We start from the raw sequence: 17,979 nt of genomic DNA on the forward strand, positions 1-17,979 counted from the left end.
TTTCCTTTCCCAAAACCTTCGCAGGCACCTCTCCTGCACCGTCACAGATTTCCACGGCAGAAGGTTTCTCACCAATCGCAAATGGTCGCTTGAACAGAACCTTGGGTTATGGAAGAGATGACGCCGGAGGTTTCCATGAACGCCCGACAGCTTGAAATTTTCCGCGCCATCATGCGCGACGGCTCCGTGACAGCGGCTGCCAATTCGCTTGCCGTTTCCCAGCCCGGCGTCAGCAAGGTGTTGCACCATCTGGAAAGCCAGCTGGGTTACAAGCTGTTCGAGCGCATCGGCGGGCGGCTGGTGCCGACGATGGAAGCGCATCTGATCTACGAGGATGCCGACCGGGTTTTCCGTGAACTGGAAGTGCTGAAAAAACTGACGCGCACCATCGGCGAGCGCAAGCTTGGCCTTCTGCGCATCGGGGCCAGCCTGCCGGTCACCTATTCCGTGCTGCCTGAAGCATTGCTCGCTTTCCGGCAGACGCATCCGACCGTCAAAATCCACCTCAACGCCCTGCCCAAAAAGGAAATTGCCGAGCAGCTGCTGCTGGGAGACATCGATTTTGCGGTAACGCTGTCCACCATTCAGGCACCAACAGTGCGCAGTGAAATTCTTGCCTCCGTGCCTGTTGTGGCGGTGATGCGGCATGATGATGCCCTGGCCGAGATGATGACGGTGACGCCGCGCGACCTCGCCGGCAGACCGCTGATTTCCTACGGCAACCAGGCGGACGAGATCGGCCCGCAGCTGAACGAGGTCTTCGAACGCGACGGGCTTATGCGTGATGTCTCGGTGCAGGTCACCTCATCGGTCGGCGCTGTGCCGCTGGTGCGTGGCGGCATCGGCATCGCCCTTGTCGACGGCCTGGTGCGGTGGAACAGTTTCGAGGGAGTGACGGTGCGCCCGTTCATGCCTGAAGTGACGATGAATGTCGCCGTTTCCACCAACACGGCGCGGCCGCTCTCACGTTTCTTCAAACCCTTTGTTGGCGAATTGCGACAACTCTTTCGCGCCCTTCCCGCCCAGGGCTGACGGACAAAACAATACCCGCAAGGCCTGAGCCTGCGGGTATTGTCGTCCGCCGCATTTATTCGACCGGTCAGCTTTTTGGCAGGCCGGGTGGGTTGGTGCGCGATTCCGGCAGGGCTTCTTCCGATAGCTGCCAGCGATCCAGGATCTTCGCGTAAGCGCCGCTCTTGATCAGGTCGTTGGTGGCAAGCGTCAGTGCATCGGCCAGTCCCGAGCCCTTGCGGGTGGTGATGGCGACATCGGACCGTTCCGGCCAGCCGGCGGAGAGGGTTCCGACGCGCTTGATCGTCTTGTCGCGTGCGGCGATGAAAACCAGCTGCGCATGCGGCTGGACGATCACATCCGCCCTCCCCGCAGAAAGCGCCACAAACCGTGTGGCTTCATCATCGTAATATTGCAACTCGATCGGCTTCAACCCGGCGGCAACATTCTCGTCGCTCCATTTCAGCAGAATGCGCTCCTGATTGGTGCCAGCGCCGACGATGATCCTCAGGCCGGCCGCGTCCTTCGGCTCGCGGATGGCGGTTATACCGCTATCCGACTTGACGAAAAATCCGTGCAGGCCCTGACGATAGGTGGAGAAATCGAACTTTTCCTTGCGCTGTTCGGTCACACCGACATTCGAGATCACCGCATCGTATTTGCCGGAAGCAAGCCCCAGCGGCCAGTCCGCCCAGGCCACCGCCACCAATTCCAGATCGAGGCCGAGGCTGTCGGCCACCGCAAGCGCGTAATCAGGGTCTGCGCCGACCACAGTTTTTGCATCCGTCGCATAGGTCGCAAGCGGTGGCCCACCGGGTGCGACCGCGACGGTGAGTTTGCCCGGTGTGACGAATTTGAAATCCTTGGGAATAGCGGCAATAGCACCGGGGTCTTTTTCAACCCTGACGCGGCCTGGCTGGTCCGGCGACAGATCGAAGACATCCGTTGCAAAAGCCGGTGCGAAACCGGCAACGGACAGAAAAGCACCGAGCGTGGCCGTGGCGAGACGAGAGGTGAAAGTCATTGTGGTTTCCCGATAGAATGATTGCGGGACGGAGGTAGCGCGGGCGGGAGGATGCCCGCGCTACCGGCTGAGTGATGTCCCACCTTCAACTCAGCTTTTTGGCAAGCAAACCAGAACTCAGCTCTTCGGAAGGCCGGGCGGATTGGTGCGGGATTCGGTGATGGCTTCCGATCCAAGATTCCAGCGGGCGAGAACCTTGCCGTAATTGCCGTTCTTGATCTGGGCGTTCAGCGCGGCGGTGATGGCCTCGGCGATGCCCGCGTCCTTTTTCGAAGCGACGGCGATTTCCGCCGCCTCTGGCCAGCCGCCGGAGAAGGTGCCGACGAGCTTCGTCTTCTTCTGGCTTGCCGCCTGAAAGGCAGAGGTCGCGTTAGGGCCGAGATAGGCATCCGCGCGACCGGATTGCAGGGCAACGTCAAGCACGGCCTGATCGTCGTAATATTGCACCTCGGTATCGGCCAAACCCTTGGCCTTGTTGTCCTTGATCCATTTCGGCAGGATCTGCTCCTGATTGGTTGCCGCGCCGACGATCACCTTCAGCCCGGCGACATCCTCGGGCTTGCCGATTGACGTGACCTTGCTGTTATTGCCCACGTAAAAGCCGAGCAGATCGTTGCGATAGCTGGAAAAATCGAATTTTTCCTTGCGGGCTTCCGTAACCGTGATGTTGGAGGTGACGGCGTCGTATTTGCCGGAGGTGAGACCGAGCGGCCAGTCGGCCCAGGCGATGGGAACAAGTTGCAGCTCAAGGCCAAGGCTGTCGGCCACCAGCTGGGCGATATCCGGCTCCACGCCGATCGGCGTTTTGGTGTCGCTCGCATAATCCACCAGCGGCAGACGGAAGGGCACGGTCGCGACCGTCAGCTTTCCGTCGGCGATGAACTTGTGGCTGGCGGGCAGAAGCTTGATCGCCTCTTCCACCTTTTCGGCGCGCACCCGGCCTTTCTGTTCGGGCGACAGGTCCACTTCCTGCGCATGCGCAGCCGGAATGAGTGCGGCGGTGGCGGTGAAAAGACCGCCGGCGAGCAGGGACAATAATTTCGATGAAAATACCATGCGAGTGTTTCCTTTGTTGTTGATTAGAGAACTTTTGCGAGGAATTCGGCCGTGCGCGGGTGGTCCGGGTTGTTGAACACCTTTTCCGGCGTGCCCGTTTCCAGGATGCGGCCCTGCTCCATAAAGACGACCCTGTCGGAGACTTCGCGGGCAAAACCGATTTCATGGGTGACGATGATGAGGGTGACGCCGGAGCGGGAAAGCTCCTTGATGACGTCAAGCACCTCGTTGACGAGTTCAGGATCGAGAGCGGATGTCGGCTCGTCGAAGAGCAGCACCTTCGGCCGCAAGGCCAGCGCCCGGGCAATCGCCACGCGCTGCTGCTGCCCACCGGAAAGCTGGCGCGGATAGGCGCCGGCTTTTTCGGCAAGGCCGACACGGGCCAGAAGATCGCGTGCTTCGGCCTCGGCCTGCTCTTTCGATATGCCGCGAACCACGACCGGCGCTTCGGCGATGTTTTCAAGTGCGGTCAGATGCGGGAACAGGTTGAAGCTCTGGAACACCATGCCCACTTCGACGCGGCGTTTCAGGATTTCCCGTTCCTTCAGTTCGTAAAGCGTATCGCCCTTCTGACGATAACCGACCAGCTCGCCGTCTATGGCGATAAAGCCGTCATCGACACGCTCCAGATGGTTGATGGAACGAAGCAATGTGGACTTGCCGGAGCCGGACTGGCCAAGAATGGTGGTGACGCTGCCTGCCGGGATGGAAAGGCTGACGTCGTCCAGCACCTTCAGCGTTCCGAAGGATTTCGAGACACCGTGAATATTGACCGAACCGCCGCGATTTCCGAGCTGGAAACTTCCCGTCCTGACTGTGGCGGGGCGTTGGGACACGGCAACCGCAGGCGTCGCCGTCTCCACCGCTTCAGGCAAGGGCTTGCGCGGCAGGAAGGTGCGGTAGAGCGTGGCGAACAGCGAGGGCGGCGGATTGCGCAGCGCGCCGCGCGAGAAGTGCCGTTCGATATGGTGCTGCACGATGGAAAGCGCCGTCAGGATCACCAGATACCAGACGGTGGCGACCATCAGCAGCGGGATCACTTCCAGATTGCGGCGATAGATGATCTGGATCGTATAAAAAAGCTCCGGCAGGGCGAGGATATAGACCTGCGAGGTGCCCTTTGCGAGCAGAATGATCTCGTTGAAACCATTCGGCAGAATGGTGCGCATCGCCTGCGGCAGCACGATGCGTGAAAACTGTCTGCGCCGCGGCAGGCCGAGTGAGGCCGCAGCCTCAAGCTGGCCCTGTTCCACCGAAAGAATACCGCCGCGCACGATTTCCGATGAAAAGGCTGCGGCATGTAATGTCAGCCCCAGCACCGCAGCCGCAAAGGGCGTCATCAGCTGCGTGGTATTCCAGCTGAAGAAATTGATGCCGGTATAGGGCACGCCGATCGTCACGGTCTCGTAGAGATAACCGAGATTGTTGAGGATCAGCAAAAGCACGATCAGCGGAATGGAACGGAATATCCAGATATAGGTCCAGGAGATCGCGACAAGCAAAGGCGAACCTGAAACGCGCGCAAGCGCCAGAACCGTGCCGAGCACGAAACCGAGAAAAGCCCCGAGCACCGTCAGCAACAGCGTCCGGCCGAGCCCCACAAGCACCGGTTCGGCAAAGAACCATTCCGCAAACACGTTCCAGCCCCAGCGGGGATTGCCGAATACGGAGTGCAAAATGGCCGCGATGATGAGGACCGAGAGAACGGTGCCCGCCGTGCGCAGCGGATAACGGGCGGGAACGACGCGAAAATGCGCGTAACCGTCCTTGACCGGCTCACCCTTCTGTTCGTTCACCGCAACATGCGGAAAATCGGAGGCTATTGTCATCGGAGAAAGCCTTTCACGGATGAACCGGAGAGAGTTGCGGCCGGGCGGCCTGTACTGGCGCGCCATCCGGGATGGAGGCGGCAGTGTCGGAAAGCCATTTTTCGAAGGGCAGCGACCGGATCGTCTCGGGATCGGCCGCCGTGTCGAACAGGGCGCGATAGCCATTGGTGAGATAAAGGCCGACCGCTTCCGGCTGGCGGAAACCCGTGGTCAGATAAACGCGGGCGTAACCCTGCCGGATCGCCTGCTGCTCCAGTTCCTGAAGCACGATTTTCGCAAGCCCCTGCCGGCGGTGGGCCGAGTGGGTCCAGACGCGCTTGAATTCGGCCGTCTCGTGGTCGTAGCGCATGAAGGCGCCGCCGGCGATCGCCTTACCGTCACGCAAAAGCAGCAGGAAATTGCCCGATGGCGGGCTGAAGGCCTCCGGCGGATATTTGTTCAGCTCGGCCTTCGCCCCTTCCGCGTTGAAAAATGTGCCGTAACGGCTGTCATATTCAAACAGCAACTCCTCCAGAAGCGGCGTTGCGAGCGGATTCTTGACCGATGTGTAGAGAAAACTGTCGCTCATGTCCTTGTCCTAAATTTCGCGTCAGGAGAGGTATGCTTCCGCCAGACGCACCCAGAAGCGCGCTGCCGGTGCGATGATCGCGTCGTTGAAATCATAGTGGGGGCTGTGCAGCGGCGCGCTGTCGCCATTGCCGACGAAGAGATAGGAGCCGGGCCGCTCCTGCAGCATGAAGGCAAAATCCTCGCTCGCCGTGCGCGGCTGGAACGCTTCGGCAATCTGCGCGGACGGGAAATGCTTTTTGGCAACCTCACGGGCGAAGACCGTCTGCGGGGCGTGATTGATGACCGGCGGGAAACCACGGGAATAGGAGACATCGGCCCTTGCGCCGAAACTTTCCGCCTGCGCTCTGGCCAGCGCCGGAAGCCGCTCCTCCAGCCTGTCACGCACGGCGGGCGAAAAAGCCCGGGCGGTGATCTGCAGCTCGACGCTCTCGGGAATGACGTTGGAGGCGGTTCCGCCATGGATGGAGCCGACCGTCAGCACCGCCATCTCGCGCGGATCGACATTGCGCGAAACGATGCTTTGCAGGGCGGTGATGAAGCTTGCCGAGGCGAGAACCGGATCGACCGTCTCATGCGGCGCCGCCCCATGCCCGCCCCTGCCGATGATCTGCACCTTCGCCTTGTCGACGGAGGCCATGGCAGGACCTTCGACGAAGCCGAACTGCCCGGTTTCGACACCCGGCCAATTGTGCAGGCCGAAGACCGCATCGACCGGAAACCGCTCGAACAGCCCGTCCTTTATCATCGCCCTTGCACCCGCACCGATCTCCTCGGCCGGTTGGAAGATCAGTGTCAGCGTGCCGGAAAAATTCGATGTTTCGGCAAGATAACGGGCGGCTGAAAGCAGGATGGTGGTATGGCCATCATGACCGCAGGCATGCATGACGCCCGACGTCTGGCTGGCATAGGCAAGGCCGGTTTCCTCGATAATGGGCAGGGCGTCGATATCGGCGCGGATTCCGAGACGTTTTTCACCATGACCGCGCTTCAACGTGGCGACGACACCGTGACCACCGACACCCTCCGTCACCTCGTATCCGAAAGACAGGAGATAACGGGCAATGAGCGCCGCCGTACGCGTCTCCTTGAGCGAAAGCTCTGGATGCCGGTGGAGATCATGCCGGATGGCGATGCTCTCTTCGATGAAGGCAAGGATTCCCCGTTCGGCGTCGTCCTGCGGACGCGCGCCGTCAATGCGGATATTCATGGTTCTGTCTCCTGCGCGGGGCCTTTGCGCGCCGCGTCTTGAAATATGCGCCGGGCAGCGATTAACGCCGCCCGGCTGCAAGCTCAGGCGATGGCCTTGTCAGACGCGTTTTCGCCGCCGGCATAGACGCTTTCCCGGAAAGGCAGACCGAGATGATCACGCAATGTCGCGCCTTCCAGATGCGGATCGAAATAACCGCGCCGCTGCAGCACCGGAATGACGAGGCGGATGAAATCATCCAGTCCCTCGGCAATCACCGGAAAGCCCAGAATGAAGCCATCGGCCGCATCGTGTTCCACCCAGCGTATGATCTCGTCGGCCACCTTGTCCGGTGTGCCGATGAAGCCTTCACGCGGGGTCGCAGCCTCCAGCGCCGCCTCGCGCAGCGTCTGGTTCTTTTCCTTGGCCCGCCGCTTGATGCGGTCGGTCGTCGAGCGGAAACTGTTCTTGCCGATCTCGCCGAGTTCGGGGAAAGGCTCATCCAGCGGATAGGCGCTGAAATCATGATGATCGAAGAAGCGACCGAGATAGGCGAGCGCATCCTCGATAGTGATGAGGTTGCGGATGACGTCGTATTTCGCCTCCGCTTCCTCCTGCGTTTCGCCAACGATCGGGCCGATGCCGGGGAAAATCTTCACATCGGCAGCGGACCGGCCCTGCGCAACGGCGCTCTGCTTCACACGCTTGAGGAAGGTCTGGTTTTCCTCCAGCGAAGCGGAATTGGTGAAGACCGCATCCGCGTGTTTGCCAGCAAGACCGATGCCGGCATCGGACGAGCCTGCCTGGAACACCACCGGCTGACCCTGTGGAGAACGCTGGATGTTCAGCGGGCCTTCCACCTGGAAGAAGCGGCCCTTGTGGCCGAGCGTGTGGAGTTTGGCGCGGTCGAAAAACTGTCCCGTCTCGCGGTTACGCAGGAAAGCGTCATCGTCCCAGCTGTCCCACAGGCCCTTGATAACCTCGAGGTATTCGTCGGCGATCTCGTAACGCAGCGCATGTTCGGGGTGATTACGGCTGTAATTTTTCGCCGTGCCTTCGAGCGGTGTCGTCACGGCATTCCACCCGGCACGGCCGCCGCTCAAAAGATCGAGCGAGGCAAACTGGCGGGCAATGGTGAAGGGGTCGCTATAGGAGGTCGAAACGGTTCCCGCCAAACCGATCTTGGAGGTGACGGCGGCGAGCGCCGAAAGGATCGTCAGCGGCTCGAACCGGTTGAGGAAATGCGGAATGGACTTGTCGTTGATGTAAAGCCCATCCGCCACGAAGGCGAAGGCGATGCCGGCTGCTTCCGCCTTCAGCGCGTTCTTTCTGAAAAAGTCGAAATTGACGCTGGCATCAACAGGGCTTTTGGGGTGCCGCCAGGCATTCATGTGCCCGCCGGGACCTTGAAGCATGATGCCGAAACGGATTTTCTTTCTCGTCATGTCATTCCTCCTGAGAGAAAATTATGCCGCCCGGGAAAGGCGATGTGGGGCCAAGAGTTCGACCGAGGCAAGCCGCTGATCGGCCCCGACATGGGGCGGTTCGATGATGAATTCCTCGATGCCGTGCTCTTCGGAAAGCGCACGAAGCGCCTTGTGAATATCCTCCGGCCCGCCATGCAGGACGTTGGGCTTGCGCTCTTCGATGCGATAGTCGGCATCGCCGGACTGGCGGGCGAATTCCTCCGCCTGTTCGCGGCGGCCGAGGTTGAACGCCCTGCCGTCGCTGAGGAATACCCGGTAGATGCGTTGACCTTCGACCTGTCTCGCGGCATGGGCGGGATCGCTGGCTGCAAAAGCCGACAGTGCAAGGATCGGGGCAGCTCCACCGCTTTCCTCCCGGAAAGCCGAGAGGCTACGGCGAAGAACCTCCGCATCACCATTGAGGTGGCCGGCAAAGACGAAATTCCATCCCCTTGAAGCCGCAAGCCTTGCGCTTTCCGGGCTGGCGCCGAGCAGAAATCTCTCTGCCGCGACCGGCGGCGCAGGTGTTGCCTGTAGCCCTGCCTGTGCATGATCCTGCGGCGCAGCGCCCGATAAAAATGTGGTGAGTTCACCGAAGGCCGCTTCGAAATCCGGCTTGCGGCCGAGATCATGGGCCTGCTGCAAGGCCGACGTCGCAAGCGGCAACCCGCCCGGTGTCTTGCCGATGCCGAGATCGACCCGGCCGGGTGCAAGCGACGACAGGACGTTGAAAACCTCGGCAACCTTGTAAGGGCTATAGTGCTGCAGCATGACGCCGCCCGAGCCAACACGGATGCGGGAAGTCTTCGCCAGTATCCATGCAACCAGCGCCTCCGGCGCGGAACCGGCAAGCTCCGGCGAATTGTGATGTTCGGCCACCCAGAAACGGCGATAACCCAACTCTTCGGCGCGTTTGGCAAGATTGATCGTGTCGCGGAACGCGCTCGCGGCGTCCTCCCCCGTTGAAACCGGGCTCTTGTCCAGCAAACTGAGCGTATACATCATCACCTCGCGTCTTTGATGCATACTTTGTCTACCGATTTTATATTCTAATAAAGGATGATCGTTCCACGTTGCAGCACGATCAGAGAAAATATTGTTTTCAGTGATGTTTTCGAAAGCCCGTGCCGGCAAAACGGGGGACCTGGTCTCAAAAAGGCTGCAACAGGCCGCTTTCAGCACCAAACCCGGACGAAACGGGCTTGCGCCGGAATTCGCTAAAAACTACTTAGTAAGTAAGGAATAATACGGCCCGGCACTGTAAACTGTGCCGACTCTCTTTTCGGATCGTGCGATGTTGACCAAAAAAGGCAAATACGGATTAAAGGCTCTTGTCGATCTGGCGCGGTTGCCCCAGGGCGAGACCGCCTTCGTGACGGAGATTGCGACCCGCAACAACATCCCGAAAAAATTCCTGGACACTATTCTTCTGGAACTACGCAATAGCGGCATTCTGCGCTCCAAGAAGGGCCCGAATGGCGGTTATTCACTGTCGAAAATGCCATCCGAAATCATGATCGGGCAGGTTATCCGTACGCTGGATGGACCCTTGGCTCCCATCCGCTGCGCAAGTCGCACGGCCTTTGAAGCCTGTGACGACTGTGATGATCCCGAGACCTGTCAGGTCAGGGTTTCGATGACGGACGTGCGTGACGCCATCGCAACCATTCTGGACAATATGACGCTTGCGCAGTTCGTGGCAAAGGACGGGCAGGATGCCCGTTCTATTCCGGCCGGCGAATAGGATTTCGCACGGCCCTTCGTTCGGGTTCCACGACAGAGCGTCGCTTATTGCCTGCGCAGATCACTGTCCAGCGACGCGATCAGCCCGGCTTCGCTGACGCCTTCGACAAGACCGAGGCGCGCCATCAGGATTTCAAGCGTGATGGCATTGTTGCGGACCGAACGAAAGGTGACGTTCTCCGCCCCCACCTGCGCCGCATCGATATTGGCCGCAAGGCTTGTTATCTGCGCCTTCAGGAGTTCGATGGCGAGAAATATTTCACCTATCACGGGCCGCGCTGCGCCCTCGTCCGCCAGTCTGTCGATCAGCAGAACGGAAAGCTCACGCTGCTTCTGCCCCAGCGCCACCGCGGCTTTCAAAAGGGCGGAAACGGAAGCGGCCAGGTTTCCTACGCCCTGGGCAAGGAACACCACCTGATCGGCGCGCAAGAGACCCTCCCATGACGTATTGGGGCGATTGCGCAGGACGACAAGCAGGGGCTGTCCGGCCGTGTTGACAGCCGGCACAACGATCCAGTCCGCATCGACCTTGACCGACCCCGCAACTTCATCGGGCAGCCGCAGGGCGTAGTCGTCTTCCGTCACCACAACCGCCTGATCCAGATCAGCGGCAGATATTGCCAGCGCGAAGGTCTCGCCAAGATCAAGACGGGCGAAGAGCGCCTTGCGCTGGTCTTCGCTACCCGCGTTCCTGATGAATTCCAGGGCGGTGAAATGTTCAACGAGATCATGCGCCGCCCCCGCATCGGCTGCGGAAATGATGGCTAACGCCTGTGACAGAACGTCATTTGTGATATCCGCCCCGCCGAGTTCCGTTGGAACGGAAAGAGCAAGAAGACCGGAACGGGCGATCCGCGCATGAATTTGCCCGGGACTTTCAACGGCGCAGTTTTCGGCGATCGTCCGGGCAACGGTCAGCACATCGATATCCGCGCCGAGGCGTGGAGGAACGAAACGAAGTCTTTCGCCGAGAGGCGTGACGGATCCCATGCTCAACTCCCTCAAAGAATGACAAAGTGAAAGCGCCGAATGGCCGGCGCTCAGTCCAGAGAATGATAACGCCCGTTTTGATAGAGCAGCGAATGACCGGAGCCGATGCGGATCGCCTCCACCTTGCCGATGACGATGACATGACTGTGCCGTTCGATCGTTTCTTCGATGGTGCAATCGATCGCGGCAACCGCGTCTTCGAGGATGGGCGCGCCGCTCGACAGCCGTGTCCATTCAGCGCCGCGATACCGATCCGGGCCCTTCAGGCCACCGATGCCGGCAAACTGATTGGCAATGAACTGATGGTTCGCTCCGATGATGTTGACGGCAAGATGACCGAAACGCTGCACCACCGGCCACGTTGACGAGGAACGGTTGAGCGCTACCAGAATGCGCGGCGGATCGACCGACAAAGCGGTGGCCGAAGTCACGGTCGCTCCCGTTCGCTCGTCACCCTCACCCGCCGTAATCACGCTGACACCGCCGCCCAGCGTTCTCAACGCCGCCTTGAGGCTGTCGGCATCCGCCGACTTGCCGCCAACCGGGTCGCGGAGATTGATGAAGTGTTGATCCTTGGCCGCATATTGCAATGTCATCGGGTTGCTCCTGAAAACAGCTGAATTGTTCAATAGCTAGCAGCGATGGCGGGGGGTGAAATAGACATCGTTTTCCATATTGATAATATTCTATAGAAATAATGTCTTATATGCCGTTGCCTGATTTCATTGCGCCGCAAGGATGTCTGCCGAAACGGAAGAAGGCATAAGCCGCCTCCCGCCGATGAATCAGGATCCGGACACCAGCTTGACGTTACCGCCATGACCGCCGCCGCCGAAAACCTGTTTCGCGCCGAAAGAGGACCGTATCTGGTTACGGGGCCCACCGAGCCCGATTTCCGGAAACAGCAGTTCGGATAGCCGATAGGCTTCTTCCAGATGCGGATAACCCGAGGCGATGACGGTATCGATGCCCAGCGCCTGATATTCCCTGAGCCGCGCCGCCACCGTCTTCGGCGAACCGACCAGCGCCGTGCCTGCACCCGAACGGACAAGACCGATGCCCGCCCACAAATTCGGGGAGACTTCCAGCCGGTCGCGCCGGCCATTGTGCAGCGCCTGCATTCTCGCCTGCCCAACGGAATCCGAAGCCTTGGAGAAGACCTCCTGAGCGGATGCGATGGTTTCGTCGGAAAGCTTCGAGATCAGCCGGTCGGCATCGGCCCACGCTTCCTCGTCTGTTTCTCGAACGATGAAATGCAGCCGGATACCGAAGGTAACCTCTCGCCCTTTTTTGGCGGCGGCGGCGCGCACCTTGGCGATTTTTTCAGCTACCTGCGCCGGCGGTTCACCCCAGGTCAGGTATTTGTCGGTGATACCGGCCGAAAATTCGATGCCGGCATCGGAGGAGCCGCCGAAATAAATAGGCGGTCGCGGTTCCTGCACCGGCGGCAGGCCGAGTTTTGCGTCCACCGCCTTGATATATTTGCCGTCGAGGTTTCCCTTGCCGGTTTCAATCAGCGAATTGAACACCTGGAAGAACTCCCCGGCGTGATCGTAACGCTCGTCATGGGGCAGAAAAATGCCATCGCCGGCAAGTTCCTGGGCGCTGCCGCCGACCACGATGTTGAGCAGCAGCCGGCCATGGGAAACGCGATCCAGCGTGGAGGCGAGCCGCGCATAATAAGCGGGCGATGCGACGCCCGGACGGATGGCGACCAGGAATTTCAACTTTTCGGTATAGGCGGCAAGATTGGCCGCAAGGATGAAGGATTCCTCACAGGCAACGCCGGTGGGAATGAGCACGCCTGAATAACCGAGCCGATCAGCGGCCTGGGCTATTTCCCGGAAATAGCCGGGATCGGCAGGACGCGAAAGATCGTCTGAGCCGAGATAGCTGCCATCGCCTGAGGTGGGTATGAACCACAGAAAATCGAGTGGCTTATCGGGTGTGCTCATCGGCAGGTCCTTTGCAATCTGCCCTCGGGCAATGCGGCTTGATGATAAAAGGGTAGCCAATTCCCCGGCGCGTTTAAGAAATTTTGTTCCAATTTCCACCCGGCGAAGAGAGTTTCTCTCCCCGATAAACCGCGCTCCGAAAGGAAAAGGAGCCTTCGTTAATGGTCGTCAGAAGACCGGATAAAGGCCGAGCATCGCAAAGTTCATTTCGCAGATCTCTTCCCTTTCGAGTTCGAGATCGCTTTTCTCCTGCCTGATGCGTCCGGAATGATCCAGAGGATGAAGACTAACCTGTTCCTCGCTACGCGGCTGGCGCCGGGTCAAACCGAACAGATCGAAAGTAAACGCATGAAGTCCCTGCGGCATGTGCGCCTCCTTTGCTCAATTCCCTTATCCTCGGGCGACGGCCCGAAATCGTCAATATTTTCCATAAAATTACTATTCTATAATTGGAGGATCACCGGCAAATGTGGACTAAGGTTGCGGCGACGGGAAAAAATCCGTTTCCGGCCGCCGAGAATGGGCCATCGCCGCCTCATCTAACGATGGTGGTAAATTTCAAGCGTCCGGCCTCATGGCAAGGCAAACCGGCGCTTGAGAAAAAGGCCGGCAAATGCACCTAAACCGCAAAAAACGAGAAATACCCAGCCGGAAAGCGCGCCCGCGTGGATGCCTGACAAAAGCACGCCAATGGTGCAGCCAAGCGCGGTCATGCCACCCCAGCCCATCAGCACGCCACCGGCAAACCGTGTCGCCAACCCACCGGCGGAAGGCCATGCGGGCTGAAATTTCCCCGCTGAAAGCGCGGACGCCAGACTCGCAAACATCAGTCCCAGGACGAAAACACCGTTCGGCGACAGGATCGTTGTTTTAACGGCGCTGATGCATCCCCGCACCGTGTCTAGTCCCGCAAGCGTTTCCGGCACCCAGCCCGCCGCAGCCCCCGTCGTTCTGACGATGCTGCCGAGTTCGGCCGTCACTCCGAGCGGTGCGACACGGAAATAGGAAAAGGCGCTGATGGCCGCGACAAGAACGCCGGTTATGACGGGCGGCCAGCGTTCGACGAAAATGCTTCGGAGCGCCTGCTGCAGCCGGCTTGCCGTGGCGGCAGTCGATGAAGCGGGCTCGGTTTTATCGAAAAACAGAACGAGTAGGATCAGAATGACCAACACAGTGCAGGCAATCAGCAGCGCCGGGCCGTATCCAAGATGATGCGGCAACCAGATGGGCAGATCGTCAAAAATGCTGACCGTATAGAGAAAATTCCAGCTGAGAAATGCCAGCAGGAAACCAAGCCCCGCTCCGGCTATGGCAAGCACGGAACCGAAAGCCCCCTCGCCCAGCCGGTAAAAATGCCCGGACAGGCAGGAGCCGGAAAGCGCTGCGCCCAAACCGAAGACGCTCGCAGCCAACGCCAGAATCCAGCCGACGGGGCCGATATGCGCATTGGGCGGCAGGCGGCCGGGTTGCGGCACCGGCATCCACGCCGCGGTGACGACCTGGTAAAACACCACGCCCGCCAGCAATGCCACAAGAATGGCCACAACACCGTCCGAACGCCTGTCGTCGATGAAATCGCGAAAGTTGCAGAGAAAGCAGAACCGTCCGCGCTGCATCACGATGCCGAAAGCGGCGCCGGCCAGAAGGGAAAAGGCAAGCGGCCTGCCATTCTCAAGCAGCCCCAATTGATAAACAGCGACCGTCAGGGCGCATAAAATGGCAAGCGCCGCGAGGCGGGAAAGGGTCGAATGCATGGAATACCGGCGATGTCGGAAGAATAAATGCCGGTGCGCCATCCGACGCACCGGCCCTATGGTGAAGGCAGTGGAGGCTTATTTGCCCGTCCAGACCGTTCCCGTCGGATTGCTGATGGGAACACCGACCGCATTTCCGTACTCGGTCCAGGAACCGTCATAATTGCGGACGTCGTAACCGAGTATCTTCTTCAGCGCGAACCAGGTGTGGCTGGAGCGCTCGCCGATGCGGCAATAGGTGATGATGGGCGCCGAGCCGTCGATGCCCTTCTCGGCATAGATCGCCTTGATCTCTTCTGCCGATTTGAAGGTTCCATCCTTGTTGACGATTGTGCCCCACGGAACATTGACGGCGCCGGGAATGTGGCCAGCACGGACGGACAGCTCCTTGACGCCATCCGGCGCGAAAATCTTGCCGGAATATTCATCCGCCGAACGGATATCCACCAGCTTGATGTTGTGCTTGCCCTCGGCCACCGCAACGACGTCGACAAAGCGCGCCCGGACCGAGGTGTCGGGCTCGGCGAGTTTCAGTTTCGTTTCGGCCGTTGCCGGTGCGGATGTGTCGAAAGGCAGGCCCTGCGCCTCCCAAAGCTTGCGGCCACCATCCAGCAGCTTTACGCGGTCGCCAAGACCGTAGGTTTCGAAAATCCACGCACCCCAGGCGGCAAACCAGTTGTTGTTGTCGCCATATAAAACGATCGTCGTATCGTCACCCACGCCGGCTTTCTGCAGCAGGGACTGGAAATTCTCACGCGCGGCAATGTCGCGTTTTTCCTTGTCAACGAGATCCGTATGCCAGTTGAGGTTCACTGCGCCCGGAATATGCCCGCGCTCATAGACGCCCGTATCGACGCTGACTTCAAAGACCCGCACTTTCGGATTGTCGAGATTCTCCTTCAGCCAGTCGGCCGTGACAAGCGCTTCCGATGCTCCAGCCGTGGCCAACGATATCGCCGACAAAAACAATCCGCCGAGAGCCGACGTTACAAGCTTGATTCTGGACATTTCCTTACCCCTTTCCCTGATTTGATGACCAATGAAAGGTGACGACAAAACCGTCCGGAGCGAAGAAACGCTTTTCTATATTTTCTGTAGAAAATAAATGCGGCCACTCAAAAACAATCTTCAGGCGAAATTCAAAATTCCATCAATAAAAATTACCAATAAAACCCCCAAAGGTTGTAAATGATGTCAAAACCGAAAAGAGCGATAAACCGACCGCTATCCATCCCGTTTAGCAAGGAAGGCTGGAAAAACCCGATCTTTCTCTAAAAATGCGCGTCGCCCAGGGCAGTCAGTCTGCGCAGTCTCGATCCCGCCACCGCCTTTGAAGGTGCGCCATCTGCCTTCAACCGCTCGAAAAGAGCATAACCCTCAGGCCATCGTCCGTAACCGCTGGCAATATTGATATGTCCGACGGGACCGAGATTGATGAGGCCACTGCCCCACAGGCTCGCACTGCGCGAGAGCTCTTCGGAATCCATATAGGGATCGTTCATGCTGCCCACGACGAGGCTGGGGAAAGCAAGCGGTTGCTGCGGAAAGGCACCGAACCTGACGATGCAGGGATGCATCGCCTCTACGCGGTCGAGATGGGCGGGTGCGACAAGAAGCGCGCCCTTGATTTTGGCGGCAGAGGGTCGAGCCCCCATATTCGCCACCAGCAGGCAACCGAGGCTGTGGGCCACGATATAAGCGCTGTCGACTGTCGCCAGCGCTGCCTCGAGACGGTCGAGCCAGTCCTCGAGAACCGGGCATTGCCAATTGTCCTGATCGACCAGTTGCGCTTCGGGATCATCCAGCAACCAGTGCCGTTGCCAATGTCCTTCATCCGAACCATTCAGGCCAGGGACAATCAAGGTGGTACACATGCCGGCTCCGTGAGTTGTGGGCGGTGTGTGGCAAGCATGGTGAATTTCGCGATTCCAGTCGACTATTGCCTTGCTCACCTTTCGGACGCACGAGAAAAATCAATCCAGACAATTTCGGTAGCGCAGAAAATGCTTTCCCACCGACGGAGATAATGTCGATCGCAGGGAATCATTTCCTCAAATTTTTTATATAGAAAATATGTGCAATATAGTCTTTCCAGACGGAAAGCTTTTCCTCTGTCGGATGACAAAAGAAACGTCGCTGCTTCGCCGGGCCGCCGCCGCTTTGCCATTCTCGCACCAGCGGAGGCTTGCGCCTCCGCGAGCCCCAAGTGGTGAAGGCAAAGCGTCGGCAGGGCCATTCCACCGCAACATAAAACGAAAATTCAGGCGGATAATGTGAGCAGCACGAGCGAATTTCTCTGGTACATCCCCAATGACATCAAACCCGGCCACCGGGGCGACGCCGTCAGCGAAAACCACAACAGTCTCGATACATTGACGAGCCATGCCAGGGCGCTTGAAACCCATGGCTGGAAAGGCGCGCTGATCGGCACCGGCTGGGGACGTCCGGATACATTTACGGTGGCGGCGGCGCTTGCGGCGCGCACCACCACATTCGAGCCGCTGATCGCTATCCGTCCCGGCTACTGGAAGCCGGCCAACCTCGCATCGGCCGCTGCCACCCTCGATCAGCTTTCCGCCGGCCGGGTGCGGATCAACATCGTTTCCGGCAGGGATGAGCTTGCCGCCTATGGCGACGAAGAAGATGATCAGGCGCAGCGTTATGCGCGCACGAAAGAATTCATGCGGCTGGTACGGCGGCTCTGGACCGAGGAAAACGTCACGTTTAATGGCGACCATTTCCGGGTGACGAACTCCACCGTCTCACCACGTATCACCGCACGCGAAGGCCGACCGCATCCCAAACTCTATTTCGGCGGCGCTTCCGAAGCAGCCGAGCAGGTTGCCGCAACCGAGGCCGATGTGCAGCTTTTCTGGGGAGAACCGCTCGCCGGCGTGCGCGAACGGATCGAGCGGCTCAGGCACTTCAGTGAAAAGCTCGGCCGCGATCTGCCGCCGCTGCAATTCGGCCTGCGGATCACCACGCTGGTACGCGAAACCACGGCCGAGGCTTGGCGCGATGCGGAAGCGAAAGTTGCCGAGATGGCCGCAAACAGTGGCGTACGCTGGAACGACCACCTTCAGGCCGTAGCTGTCGGCCAGCGCCGTCTGCTGGATTTGCACCGTCAAAGCGACGTGCTGGACGACAATCTTTATACCGCGCCGGGCAAATTCGGCGGTGGCGGTGCGGGAACCACATGGCTTGTCGGTTCGGCGGAGGATGTCGCCGCGTCACTGCGTAAATACCGCGCGCTGGGCATCACCCATTTCGTGCTTTCCGACACGCCCTATCTCAAGGAAATCGAAAGGCAGGGCGACAGCTTGCTGCCGCTGTTGCGGGATTGATTGGCGTGGCTTGAACATGGGCGGCCCGCCCCAGACAAGGCCGCCCTGTTG

17 protein-coding genes are annotated in these 17,979 nt (G+C 59.4%); 3 read left to right on the forward strand and 14 right to left on the reverse strand.

Going from position 1 to position 17,979, the window contains the following annotated elements; all coding sequences use genetic code 11:
* Positions 1-108 precede the first annotated feature (108 nt).
* Entirely contained in the window at positions 109-1,032 is a 924-nt protein-coding gene (locus AC5I5B_RS10435) for a LysR family transcriptional regulator (RefSeq protein ID WP_003506866.1), read from the forward strand.
* A gap of 67 nt (positions 1,033-1,099) precedes the next feature.
* Here AC5I5B_RS10435 and AC5I5B_RS10440 read toward each other — a convergent pair whose 3' ends face one another.
* The 7 genes from AC5I5B_RS10440 to AC5I5B_RS10470 form a co-directional block, all read right to left on the reverse strand.
* Positions 1,100-2,035, reverse strand: coding sequence for an ABC transporter substrate-binding protein (locus AC5I5B_RS10440; RefSeq protein ID WP_111780399.1), 936 nt, complete (start codon positions 2,033-2,035; stop codon positions 1,100-1,102).
* A gap of 117 nt (positions 2,036-2,152) precedes the next feature.
* A complete protein-coding gene (locus AC5I5B_RS10445; RefSeq protein ID WP_495752623.1) occupies positions 2,153-3,091 on the reverse strand; it encodes an ABC transporter substrate-binding protein in 939 nt (312 codons plus the stop codon).
* A gap of 23 nt (positions 3,092-3,114) precedes the next feature.
* Positions 3,115-4,920, reverse strand: a complete 1,806-nt coding sequence (locus tag AC5I5B_RS10450; protein WP_080868597.1) for an amino acid ABC transporter permease/ATP-binding protein — start codon at positions 4,918-4,920, stop codon at positions 3,115-3,117.
* A 13-nt stretch (positions 4,921-4,933) separates the two neighbouring features.
* Positions 4,934-5,488 carry a GNAT family N-acetyltransferase gene (locus AC5I5B_RS10455; RefSeq protein ID WP_111833856.1) on the reverse strand — a complete coding sequence of 185 codons (555 nt, stop codon included), beginning with the start codon at positions 5,486-5,488 and terminating at the stop codon, positions 4,934-4,936.
* A gap of 21 nt (positions 5,489-5,509) precedes the next feature.
* On the reverse strand, positions 5,510-6,697 hold the full coding sequence (locus AC5I5B_RS10460; RefSeq protein WP_111833857.1) for a M20 aminoacylase family protein: 1,188 nt from the start codon (positions 6,695-6,697) through the stop codon (positions 5,510-5,512).
* An 83-nt stretch (positions 6,698-6,780) separates the two neighbouring features.
* Complete coding sequence (locus AC5I5B_RS10465; protein WP_107677294.1) at positions 6,781-8,121, reverse strand: LLM class flavin-dependent oxidoreductase; 1,341 nt, start codon at positions 8,119-8,121, stop codon at positions 6,781-6,783.
* Positions 8,122-8,142: 21 nt separating this feature from the next.
* Entirely contained in the window at positions 8,143-9,147 is a 1,005-nt protein-coding gene (locus AC5I5B_RS10470; protein ID WP_174054545.1) for an LLM class flavin-dependent oxidoreductase, read from the reverse strand.
* Between the two features lie 289 nt (positions 9,148-9,436).
* On the opposite strand from AC5I5B_RS10470, the gene AC5I5B_RS10475 reads away from it, so the two are divergent.
* Positions 9,437-9,886 carry an RrF2 family transcriptional regulator gene (locus AC5I5B_RS10475; protein ID WP_003506886.1) on the forward strand — a complete coding sequence of 150 codons (450 nt, stop codon included), beginning with the start codon at positions 9,437-9,439 and terminating at the stop codon, positions 9,884-9,886.
* Between the two features lie 44 nt (positions 9,887-9,930).
* Here AC5I5B_RS10475 and AC5I5B_RS10480 read toward each other — a convergent pair whose 3' ends face one another.
* From AC5I5B_RS10480 to AC5I5B_RS10510, 7 genes are all read right to left on the reverse strand, one after another.
* Entirely contained in the window at positions 9,931-10,875 is a 945-nt protein-coding gene (locus AC5I5B_RS10480; RefSeq protein ID WP_060724854.1) for an acyl-CoA dehydrogenase family protein, read from the reverse strand.
* A gap of 50 nt (positions 10,876-10,925) precedes the next feature.
* Positions 10,926-11,471 (reverse strand): flavin reductase family protein, encoded by a 546-nt coding sequence (locus AC5I5B_RS10485; protein ID WP_003506889.1) that lies wholly within the window; start codon positions 11,469-11,471, stop codon positions 10,926-10,928.
* 189 nt (positions 11,472-11,660) lie between these two features.
* Positions 11,661-12,830, reverse strand: coding sequence for an FMNH2-dependent alkanesulfonate monooxygenase (gene ssuD, locus AC5I5B_RS10490; protein ID WP_003506891.1), 1,170 nt, complete (start codon positions 12,828-12,830; stop codon positions 11,661-11,663).
* Between the two features lie 168 nt (positions 12,831-12,998).
* Entirely contained in the window at positions 12,999-13,196 is a 198-nt protein-coding gene (locus tag AC5I5B_RS10495) for a hypothetical protein (protein ID WP_003506893.1), read from the reverse strand.
* A 206-nt stretch (positions 13,197-13,402) separates the two neighbouring features.
* Positions 13,403-14,584 carry a YeeE/YedE family protein gene (locus tag AC5I5B_RS10500; RefSeq protein WP_111833859.1) on the reverse strand — a complete coding sequence of 394 codons (1,182 nt, stop codon included), beginning with the start codon at positions 14,582-14,584 and terminating at the stop codon, positions 13,403-13,405.
* A 78-nt stretch (positions 14,585-14,662) separates the two neighbouring features.
* Complete coding sequence (locus AC5I5B_RS10505; protein ID WP_107677290.1) at positions 14,663-15,592, reverse strand: sulfurtransferase; 930 nt, start codon at positions 15,590-15,592, stop codon at positions 14,663-14,665.
* 263 nt (positions 15,593-15,855) lie between these two features.
* Entirely contained in the window at positions 15,856-16,458 is a 603-nt protein-coding gene (locus AC5I5B_RS10510) for an alpha/beta hydrolase (protein WP_020808989.1), read from the reverse strand.
* 399 nt (positions 16,459-16,857) lie between these two features.
* Between AC5I5B_RS10510 and AC5I5B_RS10515 the strand changes: the two genes are divergently transcribed.
* Positions 16,858-17,928, forward strand: a complete 1,071-nt coding sequence (locus AC5I5B_RS10515) for an LLM class flavin-dependent oxidoreductase (protein ID WP_111833860.1) — start codon at positions 16,858-16,860, stop codon at positions 17,926-17,928.
* The last annotated feature ends 51 nt before the right edge of the window (positions 17,929-17,979 follow it).

The sequence above is a fragment of the Agrobacterium sp. genome, assembly GCF_059499945.1.

Excerpts from the sequence above, each read along its gene's own strand:
- AC5I5B_RS10435 (WP_003506866.1), top strand. The coding sequence starts at position 109 with ATGGAAGAGATGACGCCGGAGGTTTCCATGAACGCCCGACAGCTTGAA.
- AC5I5B_RS10440 (WP_111780399.1), bottom strand. The coding sequence starts at position 2,035 with ATGACTTTCACCTCTCGTCTCGCCACGGCCACGCTCGGTGCTTTTCTG.
- AC5I5B_RS10445 (WP_495752623.1), bottom strand. The coding sequence starts at position 3,091 with ATGGTATTTTCATCGAAATTATTGTCCCTGCTCGCCGGCGGTCTTTTC.
- AC5I5B_RS10450 (WP_080868597.1), bottom strand. The coding sequence starts at position 4,920 with ATGACAATAGCCTCCGATTTTCCGCATGTTGCGGTGAACGAACAGAAG.
- AC5I5B_RS10455 (WP_111833856.1), bottom strand. The coding sequence starts at position 5,488 with ATGAGCGACAGTTTTCTCTACACATCGGTCAAGAATCCGCTCGCAACG.
- AC5I5B_RS10460 (WP_111833857.1), bottom strand. The coding sequence starts at position 6,697 with ATGAATATCCGCATTGACGGCGCGCGTCCGCAGGACGACGCCGAACGG.
- AC5I5B_RS10465 (WP_107677294.1), bottom strand. The coding sequence starts at position 8,121 with ATGACGAGAAAGAAAATCCGTTTCGGCATCATGCTTCAAGGTCCCGGC.
- AC5I5B_RS10470 (WP_174054545.1), bottom strand. The coding sequence starts at position 9,147 with ATGATGTATACGCTCAGTTTGCTGGACAAGAGCCCGGTTTCAACGGGG.
- AC5I5B_RS10475 (WP_003506886.1), top strand. The coding sequence starts at position 9,437 with ATGTTGACCAAAAAAGGCAAATACGGATTAAAGGCTCTTGTCGATCTG.
- AC5I5B_RS10480 (WP_060724854.1), bottom strand. The coding sequence starts at position 10,875 with ATGGGATCCGTCACGCCTCTCGGCGAAAGACTTCGTTTCGTTCCTCCA.
- AC5I5B_RS10485 (WP_003506889.1), bottom strand. The coding sequence starts at position 11,471 with ATGACATTGCAATATGCGGCCAAGGATCAACACTTCATCAATCTCCGC.
- ssuD (WP_003506891.1), bottom strand. The coding sequence starts at position 12,830 with ATGAGCACACCCGATAAGCCACTCGATTTTCTGTGGTTCATACCCACC.
- AC5I5B_RS10495 (WP_003506893.1), bottom strand. The coding sequence starts at position 13,196 with ATGCCGCAGGGACTTCATGCGTTTACTTTCGATCTGTTCGGTTTGACC.
- AC5I5B_RS10500 (WP_111833859.1), bottom strand. The coding sequence starts at position 14,584 with ATGCATTCGACCCTTTCCCGCCTCGCGGCGCTTGCCATTTTATGCGCC.
- AC5I5B_RS10505 (WP_107677290.1), bottom strand. The coding sequence starts at position 15,592 with ATGTCCAGAATCAAGCTTGTAACGTCGGCTCTCGGCGGATTGTTTTTG.
- AC5I5B_RS10510 (WP_020808989.1), bottom strand. The coding sequence starts at position 16,458 with ATGTGTACCACCTTGATTGTCCCTGGCCTGAATGGTTCGGATGAAGGA.